The sequence below is a fragment of the Tenacibaculum soleae genome, assembly GCF_001693415.1.
Classification (GTDB): domain Bacteria; phylum Bacteroidota; class Bacteroidia; order Flavobacteriales; family Flavobacteriaceae; genus Polaribacter; species Polaribacter soleae.
Window position 1 is genome coordinate 130701 of the sequence record NZ_MAKX01000013.1, and the last position, 12720, is coordinate 143420.

Consider the following 12720-nt stretch of genomic DNA (forward strand, 5'->3'; position numbering starts at 1 on the left):
GAATTTATAGCGTGACCTTTTTACTTTTTTAGGGTCATAAATAAGTATTGAAATATTAAAAAAGATTACAGATGAAAAAGTATTTAGCAGAATTATTTGGAACATTTTGGCTTGTTTTTGGAGGATGTGGTAGCGCTATTTTTGCTGCAGGATTTCCTAATTTAGGCATTGGATTTGTAGGAGTAGCCTTAGCTTTTGGTTTAACTGTTTTAACAATGGCTTATGCCGTAGGACATATTTCAGGAGGTCATTTTAATCCTGCAGTTTCCTTAGGATTATGGGCAAGTGGTAAGTTTTCTGCTAAAGAATTAATACCTTACATCATATCTCAATTAATAGGAGCAATTTTTGGTGCAGGAGCTTTATATTTAATAATTTCAGGTAAATCTGATTTTGAATCAATTGGAAGCTTTGCCGCTAACGGTTACGGAAAATTATCGCCAGATGGTTATAGTATTTCAGCAGCTTTTATTACTGAATTTTTATTAACCATGTTCTTTTTGTTAATTATTTTAGGAAGTACCAATGAAAAAGCACCTAAAGGTTTTGCACCGATTGCAATTGGTTTAGGGTTAACATTAATACATTTAATTAGTATTCCGATTACCAATACTTCAGTAAACACCCCACTTGTGTATGATTAAATAACGTATTATATTTACCTAAAATAATAAATTTTATGTTAGGTATATATGTGAGGTTATCAGTTGAAGATGAAGAAAGTAACTCAATTCAAAACCAAATAGATGAAGCTTTAAAATACGCAAAATTAAATAACTATGAAGATTCACAAATTATAATTTATAATGAAGGTGAAGGTGTTAAAGGTTCAATTCCAATTAAACAACGTTCAGAACTTTCAAGGTTAGTACAAGATATTAAAAGTGAAAAAATAAAAATTGTTTATACTCGTAAACAAAACAGGATATCAAGGAAATTAAAAATACTTGATGAATTTCTAACTATAATTGAAAAATATAAAACATTAATTTATTTTGGCGATAAAGGTTTACTTGATTTAAGTCTACCAGCAAGTAAAATGGTGTTACAAGTCTTTGGTGCAATGGATGAATTTGCACCAAATAATCAATCATTCGAAACTAAAAGAAGTTTACAAAATAGAGCCTCAACTGGTAAAATATGGGGGCGTTTACCATATGGCTATATAAGTGTTGACGGTAAACCAGTAATTGATGAATATGAAGCTTCAGTTATAAGACGTATATATAATGAATCGTTGAAAGGTAGCGGAACAAGAAAAATTGCAAAAGGTTTAAATGAAGATGGAATTGATACTAAATCAAAACGGTTGATTTTACAGAATCCAAATAAAAAAGATTATAAAGAAAGCAGAATTATTAATAATAAAAACGGTACGGTAGTTACTTATAATAGGAGTAAGTCATTATGGAATCAAAAAACAATTTACTCAGTACTTCGCAATAGATGGTATATAGGTGAACGCACATATAATGGGGTTGTATATAAATTACCTAAAGCAATTATAACTAAAAAGTTATTTAATGATGTTCAAAGTAATTTAAAAAAAAATACAAATAATTCTGGTAAAGATGTTAAACATAAATATTTATTAAAAGGGTTATTAATATGTGATAAATGTGGTCGCTTTTATAATGGAGTTCGAAAACATAATAATAACAAAAATAGTTCAGCAAAATATATAGGTAATTATTATGGGTGTAGTTCTAAAAGAAGTATTAATTATGAATGTGATAATTTCGGACTTTCAATTCCAATGGTAGAAAGTTTCATAATAAAACACTTATTAAAAGATAAATCATTAATTGAACATCTTAAACTAGTTGATGAACAAGATGATTCTATTTCAGCAATTAAAGATGATTTAAACAGTTTTAAAGAGCAATTAAAAGAGCAAGAACACATTCGTAATAATATTGAAGATTTATTATTTAAAAAAGGAATTGATAACACCGAACGTTTTCAAATTAAATTGAATAACACAGAATTAAATATTAGGGGTTTATTAACTAAAATACAAAACACAGAAAATTTATTAGAAAGAAAAATTAATGTAAATCGAGTAACTAATTTTAAAGAAAATCAAGAAACTTTTAAACCTAATTGGAATTTTACACAGTATCAAACAGCAATAAAAAAACTAGTTGATGAAATTAGAATTTTAGGTGCTAAAGATATTAACGATAAAAAGTTTTTCACATTTAAAATTAAATATAAAGATTTTGATGAATACAGCATATTCACCACAAGAAACCCCTATAATAAATGGTTGTGGTTAAATAAAGTTACTAAAACACCTACACAAGAAGATTTAGAAGAAAGAGAAAGATTTATTGAATTAATTAATGATACTGAAAAGGGAGATATTAAAACATTTGATGATAGTCTAAATAAAAGTAAACCAGAATTTTATATTTCAAAAGGTGATGATATTTTAATTAATAAAGAAGATATAATTGAATTTGATTAAACAACTCTAAATGACCATTTCACGCAGTTTTTATGTTAAAAATTAAGAAATACACAAACAAAACATTCAACCCAAAAAAGAATAATAAAAAGGTAGATGTTTACTAATTACTAATAATAATATATCTTTGTAGTTAGTTAATACTATATTAATTCATTTTAATTTTAAGTGTTTTATTGTTTGACGACTTTAGTATTATCTTAGGGTTGCATTAATTTGTGACCCTTTTTTTTATTTGAGGTATATTATTACCTATCTGAACAATTATTATTACACTTCGGAAGGTTGAAGTATTTGAAGTCTTTTAAACTACTCAACCTACTTAGCCTACTTAGCCTACTCAACCTTAGCCACAGCGCATAAATTAGTAACCCACCACCCCCAGAAAAAAAATCATAACTTTAAAAATAAAAATTGTGTACTATTGTGTACTATTGTGTACTATTAAAAAAAATAATGTAAATTTGCATTAAATAAAAACCCTAGCGTTTAAGCTAGGGTTATTAAAATTAACTATTGCAGTAGTTAATTTGATTATCAACCGTTATTAATAGTTGATAATAGTTTAATAAGGGGTTTTAATTCCTTTATTAATTTTACCAATGAGTCAATGATTGACTCAAAACGTGGCTTTTTTGCCATAATTATAATAATTTATTGGTGATTGTGTCACATCACAGTTATTAAATAAGACTCATTGACCAAGTGAGTCTTTTTTTTTTGTGTTCATTTTTATTTTTTTTCATATTACAAATATAACTTATTTATCAATACGTCCATTTTAGATGTTTTAAGGCGATATATCGATAGTATGGTACTTTGGTATATGTTTTATTTTATTGTGGTGTAAAATTAATGTTTTTTATGTATAATCAAAACTTATACTTATAGCTAAAAAGTATAAGTTATTAACAAATACAAAAATGTTCATTAATATAATAAATGAACATTATTAGTTTTTGTGGTACATTCAAGTAAAATATTTTAAATAATGTTCATTTATAATTAGCATATATGGTAAATGAACATTATATTTGTGGTGTCAAACAATAACACTTAAATTAAAATATTATGAATTACTTTAAAAATGTTACCAACTTAGAAGAAGCAAAGAATGAGTTTAAAAAACTTTGTAAAGAATTACATCCAGATACAAGTGGTTATAATTCACAAGCTGATTTTGTTGCAATGCATAATGAGTTTAAAACCATCACCAAGGAATTAAAATTTAATACTGGTTTTGAATCTGATAAAGATTTTGATGCAGATAAATTTTATAATGCTTTTAAACAATTTGATAAACTAGTTGATATTGAAGTATCTTTTGTAGGTTGTTTTATCTGGTTGCAAGATTTAAAGGCTGGTGCAATGTATAATCAAAAAGAAGTTATTAAATCAATAAAGATTGAAGGTTATAATACTGCAAGATGGGCAAACAAAAAGAAGATGTGGTATTTTTCAAGTGAAGGGTACACACAGAAGTTTAAAAGTAATAAAAGCATTGAACAAATAAAAGATACTTATGGTTCAACAAATTTTAAAACAAAACAAACTTATACAATAGCTTAATAAATTAACTAATAAGGGGCTAATTTAGCCCCTTTTAAATACTTATATATATGACTGGTTCAACTTATTTTGATTTTGATAAAACACTTAATAAAGCTTTTAAAATGCTTAAAGATGATAAACTTAAATCATTTGGTTTATTTGTTATATGTGGTATTAACCTTGGTTTACGAATTGATGATTTAAGCAAGTTATCATTTGAAGATTTAAGAGGTGATGAAATAACTATAATTGAAGGTAAGACAAAGAAGCAAAGAACGCTTAAAGTAAACGACCATATTAAGTTGGCGTTAACATTCTTTGATGAATCATTAAGAGGTTATGCGTTCAAGTCGCAAAAGGGTACACCATTTAGTTCACAACATATTAATAGATTATTAAAGAAGCACTTTAAAGGCGTTGGTGCTGGTAAAGTATCTTCACATTCTTTGCGTAAATGTTTTGGTCGTAGGGTGTGGGATAATGATAATCAAAGTGAACGTTCACTTGTTTATTTATCACAACTATTTAATCATAGTTCAACACAAGTAACACGTACATATCTTGGAATAACACAAGATGAATTAAATGATATTTACATAAACTTATAAAAAGAATAAGCAGATAGTGAAATATCACAAGAAGATTTTGGTAGTTTAATGGTGTAAAATGGCTTTTTATAAGACTTTATTGAAGTTATTAAATAATATCTTTTTGTAAGTGGTTGATTGTTAGATTGGTAATATACGCAAATATCACTATGTTAAAATTATGTTAAAAAGCAAATATAATTTTTTTATGTAAAATATTTTGTTAAGTGGGTTATTTTTTGTAAATTTGCATAGTCGGACAATAACAATAGAATTTTAATAATTAACATTTAAAAAGAATTAGTATTATGAGTGAATTAACGAAAGAACAACAAGCAGAAAACAAAATCTTATTAACAAAATTAGTATCAATAAGAAATTCATTTAAAGTTATAAATGAATTAAAAGATGAACTTGAAGATGTGTTTTCAACAAATGGACTTAAAGGTGGGAGTAAGGAAGCACTTGAACTTTATTCAAAAGATGTTAATGAAAAATTATCAGCAGTTGAAAACCATTTAAAATTCCTTGATTCAATTTACAATCAAATACCACGTCTTGAATTAACACAAGATGAAAAAATTGCAATGGTTGATGAATTAATTGTAAACGCTTATATTAAGGGTGTTAAATTAACAACTGATATTTGTGAAGTTCAACTTGGGTTTATTGTTGGTGAAGATTATTTAATTGATAGAATTGATACACTACGTAGAGATATACATAATGAGATAAACGCACAAATGGAATGTGATAATATTAATGATGAAGATTCAGAAAGATTAACTAGTATGTTAAGAAATTTTGATTTTACTAAATATCAATATATGAACATCGAAGATTTACGTAAATATTTAATTGTATGGGCTGAAAGTACTGGCGAAAATGTAAGGACTGATAAATTAATTGAAGATAAATTTGAACGCACTTGTGTTGGTATATATTCAGTTGCCAAGGGTGGTAGTTCAGTTTATATTGCATAAATACATAACACTTTATACATAGTACAATAAATAAAACCCCTTTAGGTGATTTCTAAGGGGTTTTTATTTGTTTTTAATGTGTTGTATATTATATATTGTAAAGTTTCTTTAAAAGGGTTTTAAAATGCGTATTTGATTTTAATTTATTTAATGCTTTAAGTAATTTATCATTAATATTTTGCTTGGTTGTATTAAGTTCTTCAGCGATTTCAATACATACTTTTGATTTATCTTGATTAATTCCGAAGTACAGAATTACAATATTTGCATAATCAGCTTTTAAATTATCTTTTATAAGTTGTTCAAGTTTATCTTCATCACTATAAATTGAATTGGTAGTATCTTCAATGGTATCTTCAATGGCTTTATTATCTTCTGAATTGAACGAGCTGAAACAATAGGCTTTTGTGTTGCTTAGTTCTTTATTTTTTGAAGGTTGTTTAATAATGTTATTATTGTGAAGTCTATAATCTTTTAGAGCGTTTATAATGCTGATTTTAGCGTATGTTGTGAATGAAGCATTGCTTTTATTATCGTAATTAATAAGGGCGTTGTGTGTTGCTTCAAGAGCCTTTGAAAATAAGTCTTCAATATTTGCACCAGTTGTTGAATTAAAAGAGTTTGAAATATTTAATACAAGTGGCAATTGTGATTTAATTATCAAATCTTGATTGCGTTCTTTGTTATTGCAAAGTTCTTTTATTTGGTCTTGTGTTAATTTGATTTTATTTTGTTCAACATATTTTTGTAATGGTTGCATTATTTAATTCATTATGTATTGTTATTTGAGTATATTATTAAATATGTTAAAAAAATAGTAAACGACCAGAAAAAGTAAAGTTTCTTGAAATTATTTAATCCAAGTTATAAAGACCTCTTATTTTATTTTTGAATGCTTTATTATTTTTTAATCTATTAATTGCCTTATTATACATTTGACCGATATTTTGCTTGGTTGTATTATTTTCTTCAGCAATTTCAATTTGTTTTTTCTTTTTAAACATTCCGATACCTAACACTTCAACAACAATTGAAGCCCATTTTGGGTTGTTTAGGGTATCTTCAATTAGTTGAATTAATACATCTTCATTTGATAAATAAGAGTAGTTTAAATCAATGTTATTTGATAGGGTAGTGGATATGAAAGATTCATTTTCATCATCTTTTGTTAGTTGTGAAAATGTAAATGCAACTGGTTTAATTGCTTCACTCTTTGAATGCGGTATTGGAATTAATCTATTTGAATGTATATGATTTGAATAGTGTGATGTAATAACCTTACTAGCGTAACTTGTAAATGATGCACCATTTGAATTATCAAATCTTTGTGAAGCATCAAGAAGTGCTTCAAGACCAATTGAAAAAAGTTCTTCAATTGTTATTGGTGTTGTGATACTGTAAGAGTTGGCTAATTTGTAAACTAGTGGTAATTGTGATTTGATAATTGTATCTTGATTGCGTTCTTTATCTTGAAATAAATCCTTCACATTTTGAATGTCAAGTTGGATATAATTATCAGTAACGTAGTTTATTAAGTATTGCATTTTCTTAGGGGTTTATATATATATTATATAAACGTAAAAAGTTGAAAAGGTAAACCGATTTAAAGCAGTATTTTAAATAAAAATAACCACCTAAAATTGGTGGTTATTAAAACAATAGGGGTTTATGTCACTAAACCCTTATTAATTATGAAAAGAATATTTTTTAATATAATTTTTTAGCTCTTCTGGTATTTCAATTTCAGTATTATCAAGAAAACATTGAATATCATTACCAGTTTGTTTTTTCACGATGTAACCAATTTCAACATCATTATTTTCATCAAAATCAATTGGTTCAACTTTATAATTAATACCATCAATTAACATTTCTGACCAAAAATAGTAACCTCTTATTATTTGTGACTGGTTACATTAATAAATATGTTCAACTTTTGTAAAAGTCAAACTTTAACATTTCTTTAACATTTTGATTTTAACGCATAAAAAAACCTTGTTTGGTCTATGATTGAACATACAAGGTTTTTTTTGGTTACTGTTATAATTTACACGAATATACTTCTTTTTTTCCGTAGTTGCAATAAAAGATTTGTGTATATTAAATATTTTGTTATGTATTTTTATTTAAAATTTCTTTTATCTAAATAATCAGTAAGTTTTTCATCAACTTCTTCAATATTTAATTTTTGAATATTTTTCTTAATATTATTTTTTTTAATAACAATTGTTTCTAATTTTTTATTTGTTTCAAATAATTCATCTTCTTTAATTATAATATAATGATTCAAATTTTCAAGTTCTTCATCAAGTTTAATATTAATAAGTTTGATACTATCATTTTTATTTACAAGTGTATTATTTAATTCTTTTAGTTCTAAAATTTTAATTAAATAATCTTTATTACTATTATCTTTATTATATAAGTAATATAAAAATAAACCGATTACCAGTAATATAATTGGTATTATAAATTTTTTAAAATTAATCATTTGGTTGTTCACTTAGTTCTTGTAATTTATCTTCAAATAATGTTTTTTGTTTGGTTTGATTTGGATTTTGCTGATTGAAGTGTTTTAATTTATTTGTTGCATTAACATTTAGATTAAACTTTTCAAATATTTCTTTTTTAAGATATTCAGAAAATTTGGTACTTGCTTTTTTTGATACTTTTGAAAGTCGTTCACTTACATTATTAATATTGAAATTATAACATTCTAGTTTTATTTTTTTGATGAGTGCATCAATATCTTTAACTTGTTGGTTATAACTGTCAACATTATTTATAATTGATGTAAATTCATCTTGATACATTTCAATTACATCTACATTAACGTTATCAATTAAGTATTTTAAAATATCATTATCAACAATTTCAACTTTTTTTGGTTCTGGTTGTTTAGTAGTTTCTTTTTTCTTGTGATGTTCTTTTTTGGTATAAGGTTTGGTTGAATTTTTCAACACTATTACATTACCATTATCATCATAAGAAGGCTTTAATTTACCAGTTTCATCAATATTATAATGATACTTGAACTTTTCACCTTGTGGGTATTGAATACCCTTTAAATAGCCTAATTCGGCAAGTTTTTTTGTGATTTTACTCATTTTTTCTGACCCCCAACCAAGTTTTTTGCGGTAATAAGTCATACTTATTTTTTCGCTTGGTGAATTTATTAACATTATTAAGAGCCTTACAGCGGAATCACTTAATCTTGAATCATTAATTATATTGTTGCTTATTGTTGCATAATTACCTTCACTTCTTGAATAGGTTGTTATATAACCGTTCTTTATTTTCTTAGTTTCTTTTTTCATAATCTTAAATATTGCATTTTTCTTTATCACATTTTTTTACTGGTAATGCAACCAGCGGTGAAATAGCTATTTTCATAATTCCGCTGGAAACCAGAACAACTTGATGTTGTTATTTATAAATATGTTGAACTTCTGTAAAAGTCAAATTATTTTTATTACTTATATAAACGTAAGATTCTTAAAAGGTAAACTAAAATATATTATATAATTTTCTTATAGTTAAATTAATTAACATTGAATATATTTATACTTATTAAAAGTGTACTCATTTTGCAACCTTGGTAACTATCTAAAGTTGTTCGATAATCGAACCTTGATATTAAAATATTTTTATTGAATTAATTACAATTCACTTAAAGTTGTTCGATTATCGAACCTTGGTATTTATTGCAAATATAGTAAAAGTTGTTCGATTATCGAAGTAAAAGTTGTTCGATTATCGAACCTTATATAATACATATATAGAAACATACTATTGTGGGTATTAGTAACCACACACAATTTAATAAAAGAGGGTTACGCTTTAGGCTACACCCATCTTTTAAAATTGCTAAGAAGTAAAATAAATAAAATATATCCAATTGCACTACGTGCATAAATTTTTTAAGATACAGTTTTTCACATACAGTTTTATTAAAACAAATAACACCAATTGAGCGAATGCGATTATTTAAGGGTGGTTTAACGTTCTGATGATAAAGTTGTTTATAATATATAATACGTTGCTTAAACGGTCTTATTTGCGTTCAGATGATAACATACAGCTTTATAAATAACATCACCAATTGCACTACGTGCATAAATATTTTCAAAGTTTTTTAGGGTTTTTTGGTCGTTTAGTAAAGTTCAACATATTTAATTATAAGAAGCTTTACTTGTAGTGGAGCGCACAGTATAATTAAGTAAGAAAAAAAAGAGAAAGATGAAGGAACAACTAAAGAAGGTAATGAGTTTAAATAACACCAATATTGAAGTAATTCAAGCACTAATAACAAAGACCAAAGAGATTATGAATAGTGAGCGACCAACCAAAGATTAATATTAATGATTACAAAGATTTGATTCACGCAATTACGAATAAATTCAATCCAAAATACCGTGGTGAATTATTCAACGAATGTTACATTCAACTGCATCAATTAGCATTGAGATACACACCGAGTAAAGGAACTTTTCAAACGTATGCATATATGCGTTTATATTACACTTGTTTGGACTTTATCCAAGATAATATACTAAACAATGAAAGTCTTGATGAAGTCCTTTATAATGAAGATAACAGCGTAATAAGTAAAGTTGATTTATTGGAATCTGAAGAAGCACTTGAAGATGATATTATCAATTCAGATTATTTAAAAAAGTATAAGGAGCAATTAACAGATATTCAAAAATTCATCCAAGATAAATATTACTATGAAGGTATGAGTGTTGAAGAAATAATAACAGTATATCAAGATTTTCATCAAATTAAGAGTAAGAAAACGATATATAAATTACTTAAAAGATAAAAGAATGACTTTATACCAACTAATCAACACACCAGAAAACCTTGGTGTAATAGTAAAGCTAGTAAAGAATAAAATACTGGTTGATTCAACAGTATTACATCATTTATCAATTTATGATAAATATTATGAATTAGAAGGAACTAAAACAGAACGCTATAAATTACTTTCAAAGGAATTTAAAAAGCACCCAAAAACGATACAAAAAATAATAAAAAAGTTAAATCAAAATGCAAGATGATAACATCAAAAGAATTAAGACCAGCATTATTTGAAGTAAGTGGTAATTTAATTGGTATTAAATTATTCAATGATAAAAAAACTGCTGATACTATAATCAACCAAATCAAAGAAGATTTGACAAGTATTAAATCAATTAATAAAATTACACTAAGTGTAAAACTTGAAGATTTTAATGATTATAGATTTGAAAACGGTTGTGTAATATTTGATTTACAAATGTTGGTAAGGTTCAACACCAGATACAACGAAAAAGCAATTAAATTAATTAAAAAATATATCACTACAACATACGTAGCACCATTACCAGAATAAAAAGATAGTATTAACCAATTAACAATGAATTTTAATCAACACATAAATAAAGAAACAACGACAATTACCAATTTTTTCACAAATCAAAGTGATATTACAATTAATAAATTACTCAATGAAGGGTTCAATTGTTACGATGCAGTAATTACTTCAGCTTCAACCACATCTTCACATAAATTATTTGGTATAGTAGAAGCCAAAACAAGAGATATTAACCACGATACGCATCAAGGCGGTGTACTTATTCAATTAGATAAGTTAAACAGCGTTAAACAAGCCCTAAATGAAGCAAAAAGCTTACAAAAAAACTTAAATAAAACACTTAAATCTTATTATTTAGTTCAATATAATGATTTCACCTATTTGTTTGACCTTGAATGTGTTGATTATGGTAAATTATATTCAAAATTATTACCAAAACACACGGCAAAAGATGGTTCAAATGAGTGGATTTATAAAGATATTTTTCTTCTTCAACCAGAACAAGCAATAATAACCACCAAAACCATATAAAATAATACAAGAAGCCACCAATTTTAGGTGGTTTTTTCATTCACAGAACATTCAAACGTTCCTTATTACCACTTCACACCAGATTCTTATGATATGAGTGTATCAAAGAACAAGGAATGAATAAAGCAACAATATATATTAACGGTGTTATTGGTCAAGATACAAATCTTCTTGACTGCATAAGACAATTTAAGAGTTACGAAAACCCACAAGCGGTTGAAGTTGTAATTGATAGTGTTGGTGGTTGTGTTGATACTGGACTTTCAATTTTCAATTATTTAAGGAATTTACAAATACCAGTTACCACAATAGCAAAACAAGCTTACTCGATTGCAGCCAGTATTTATATGGCTGGTGATATTAGAATTGTTGAAGCTGGTGAAGCTAAAATTATGGTTCATTTCCCTTGGGCAAGTGTTGATGGTGGTGCAAACCATTTAGAAAGCGTTGCAAAGGAATTAAGAGCAATTGAGAAGGACTTTATCACATTTTATTCAACCTACACAAATATTGATACTGAAAGTATTAAAACACTTTTAGAAAATGAAACCTTTTTATCAAGTGAAGAAGCACTTGAAATTGGTATTGCTACGGAAATCAAACAACCACTTCAAGCGGTGGCGATTTATACAAATAATAAAGAAAAAGAAGAAAAAGAAATGACAAAAACAGAGAAATTTATGAATGCATTAAATGCGTTTTTCAATTCTGAAGATGCAGTTGAAAATGTTGAAGTGAATGCTTTAATGATTCAAGTTGCTAATGGTGATGTACTTGATTTTGCAGATTTAGAAGAAGGAGCAGAACCACAAGTTGGTGATGTTGCAAAAGATTCAGAAGGTAAAGCAATTGAAGGTGAAAGAGTATTACCAGATGGTTCAACATTCATATTTGAAGCTGGTGAATTAAAAGAAATATTACCAGTTGAAGAAGAAGGTGAACCAGCAGAAGATGAAGCTGAATCAACAGAAGATGAAATTGATGTTGAAGCATTATTAAGTGGAATTGAAGCAGCATTATTTGCAAAACTTAGTGGAGCATTCAAACAAGAAAATGATGAATTAAAAGCTGAAATAAAAGCTTTAAAAAAATTGGTTGGAAGTGAAGAAGCAATTGTTGCAAGAACAAATTCAACAAACAAAACAAAAAATAACAAGGCAAACTATTTAAGAGCCTAAAAAAATTTCAACTAGCTATTCTTATACAAACACGTTAGTTGATGAAATAGAAAAAAAAGAA

At 26.4% G+C, this 12720-nt stretch carries 14 protein-coding genes and 1 pseudogene; 10 read left to right on the forward strand and 5 right to left on the reverse strand.

Annotated elements, in window-relative coordinates; translation table 11 throughout:
• Nucleotides 1-71 precede the first annotated feature (71 nt).
• The 5 genes and pseudogenes from aqpZ to BA195_RS10255 all read left to right on the forward strand — a co-directional run.
• Nucleotides 72-623 (forward strand): annotated as a pseudogene (gene aqpZ / locus BA195_RS10235) (aquaporin Z); the annotation flags it as partial.
• Between the two features lie 56 nt (nt 624-679).
• Nucleotides 680-2470 carry a recombinase family protein gene (locus BA195_RS10240; RefSeq protein ID WP_068705125.1) on the forward strand — a complete coding sequence of 597 codons (1791 nt, stop codon included), beginning with the start codon at nt 680-682 and terminating at the stop codon, nt 2468-2470.
• 1071 nt (nt 2471-3541) lie between these two features.
• Nucleotides 3542-4039 carry a hypothetical protein gene (locus tag BA195_RS10245; RefSeq protein ID WP_068705127.1) on the forward strand — a complete coding sequence of 166 codons (498 nt, stop codon included), beginning with the start codon at nt 3542-3544 and terminating at the stop codon, nt 4037-4039.
• A 50-nt stretch (nt 4040-4089) separates the two neighbouring features.
• Complete coding sequence (locus BA195_RS10250) at nt 4090-4629, forward strand: tyrosine-type recombinase/integrase (RefSeq protein ID WP_068705129.1); 540 nt, start codon at nt 4090-4092, stop codon at nt 4627-4629.
• 287 nt (nt 4630-4916) lie between these two features.
• A complete protein-coding gene (locus BA195_RS10255; RefSeq protein ID WP_068705130.1) occupies nt 4917-5591 on the forward strand; it encodes a hypothetical protein in 675 nt (224 codons plus the stop codon).
• A gap of 88 nt (nt 5592-5679) precedes the next feature.
• Here the strand turns inward: BA195_RS10255 and BA195_RS10260 are convergent, their stop codons facing one another.
• From BA195_RS10260 to BA195_RS10280, 5 genes are all read right to left on the reverse strand, one after another.
• Nucleotides 5680-6351 carry a sigma-70 family RNA polymerase sigma factor gene (locus BA195_RS10260; protein ID WP_068705132.1) on the reverse strand — a complete coding sequence of 224 codons (672 nt, stop codon included), beginning with the start codon at nt 6349-6351 and terminating at the stop codon, nt 5680-5682.
• Nucleotides 6352-6445: 94 nt separating this feature from the next.
• Complete coding sequence (locus BA195_RS10265; protein WP_068705134.1) at nt 6446-7135, reverse strand: sigma-70 family RNA polymerase sigma factor; 690 nt, start codon at nt 7133-7135, stop codon at nt 6446-6448.
• Nucleotides 7136-7276: 141 nt separating this feature from the next.
• Nucleotides 7277-7462: a hypothetical protein gene (locus BA195_RS10270; RefSeq protein ID WP_068705136.1), complete on the reverse strand. Its 186-nt coding sequence runs from the start codon at nt 7460-7462 to the stop codon at nt 7277-7279.
• A gap of 251 nt (nt 7463-7713) precedes the next feature.
• Nucleotides 7714-8082 (reverse strand): hypothetical protein, encoded by a 369-nt coding sequence (locus BA195_RS10275; protein WP_068705138.1) that lies wholly within the window; start codon nt 8080-8082, stop codon nt 7714-7716.
• Nucleotides 8075-8908 (reverse strand): hypothetical protein, encoded by an 834-nt coding sequence (locus BA195_RS10280; protein WP_068705140.1) that lies wholly within the window; start codon nt 8906-8908, stop codon nt 8075-8077. The genes BA195_RS10275 and BA195_RS10280 overlap by 8 nt, the downstream gene beginning before the upstream one ends.
• 1016 nt (nt 8909-9924) lie before the next feature.
• Here BA195_RS10280 and BA195_RS14255 point away from each other — a divergent pair.
• From BA195_RS14255 to BA195_RS10305, 5 genes are all read left to right on the forward strand, one after another.
• A complete protein-coding gene (locus BA195_RS14255) occupies nt 9925-10416 on the forward strand; it encodes a sigma-70 family RNA polymerase sigma factor (protein WP_176714987.1) in 492 nt (163 codons plus the stop codon).
• A 4-nt stretch (nt 10417-10420) separates the two neighbouring features.
• Nucleotides 10421-10654 (forward strand): hypothetical protein, encoded by a 234-nt coding sequence (locus BA195_RS10290; protein ID WP_068705143.1) that lies wholly within the window; start codon nt 10421-10423, stop codon nt 10652-10654.
• Nucleotides 10651-10968, forward strand: coding sequence for a hypothetical protein (locus BA195_RS10295; RefSeq protein ID WP_068705145.1), 318 nt, complete (start codon nt 10651-10653; stop codon nt 10966-10968). Before BA195_RS10290 ends, BA195_RS10295 begins: the two co-directional genes overlap by 4 nt.
• A gap of 24 nt (nt 10969-10992) precedes the next feature.
• Entirely contained in the window at nt 10993-11481 is a 489-nt protein-coding gene (locus BA195_RS10300) for a hypothetical protein (RefSeq protein WP_068705148.1), read from the forward strand.
• Between the two features lie 116 nt (nt 11482-11597).
• Entirely contained in the window at nt 11598-12659 is a 1062-nt protein-coding gene (locus BA195_RS10305) for a Clp protease ClpP (RefSeq protein WP_068705150.1), read from the forward strand.
• Nucleotides 12660-12720: the final 61 nt, after the last annotated feature.

Coding starts and splice junctions, on each gene's coding strand:
- BA195_RS10260 (WP_068705132.1), bottom strand. CDS start 6,351: ATGCAACCATTACAAAAATATGTTGAACAAAATAAAATCAAATTAACA.
- BA195_RS10300 (WP_068705148.1), top strand. CDS start 10,993: ATGAATTTTAATCAACACATAAATAAAGAAACAACGACAATTACCAAT.
- BA195_RS10295 (WP_068705145.1), top strand. CDS start 10,651: ATGATAACATCAAAAGAATTAAGACCAGCATTATTTGAAGTAAGTGGT.
- BA195_RS10290 (WP_068705143.1), top strand. CDS start 10,421: ATGACTTTATACCAACTAATCAACACACCAGAAAACCTTGGTGTAATA.
- BA195_RS10270 (WP_068705136.1), bottom strand. CDS start 7,462: ATGTTAATTGATGGTATTAATTATAAAGTTGAACCAATTGATTTTGAT.
- BA195_RS10280 (WP_068705140.1), bottom strand. CDS start 8,908: ATGAAAAAAGAAACTAAGAAAATAAAGAACGGTTATATAACAACCTAT.
- BA195_RS10255 (WP_068705130.1), top strand. CDS start 4,917: ATGAGTGAATTAACGAAAGAACAACAAGCAGAAAACAAAATCTTATTA.
- BA195_RS10250 (WP_068705129.1), top strand. CDS start 4,090: ATGACTGGTTCAACTTATTTTGATTTTGATAAAACACTTAATAAAGCT.
- BA195_RS10240 (WP_068705125.1), top strand. CDS start 680: ATGTTAGGTATATATGTGAGGTTATCAGTTGAAGATGAAGAAAGTAAC.
- BA195_RS10305 (WP_068705150.1), top strand. CDS start 11,598: ATGAATAAAGCAACAATATATATTAACGGTGTTATTGGTCAAGATACA.
- BA195_RS10265 (WP_068705134.1), bottom strand. CDS start 7,135: ATGCAATACTTAATAAACTACGTTACTGATAATTATATCCAACTTGAC.
- BA195_RS10245 (WP_068705127.1), top strand. CDS start 3,542: ATGAATTACTTTAAAAATGTTACCAACTTAGAAGAAGCAAAGAATGAG.
- BA195_RS10275 (WP_068705138.1), bottom strand. CDS start 8,082: ATGATTAATTTTAAAAAATTTATAATACCAATTATATTACTGGTAATC.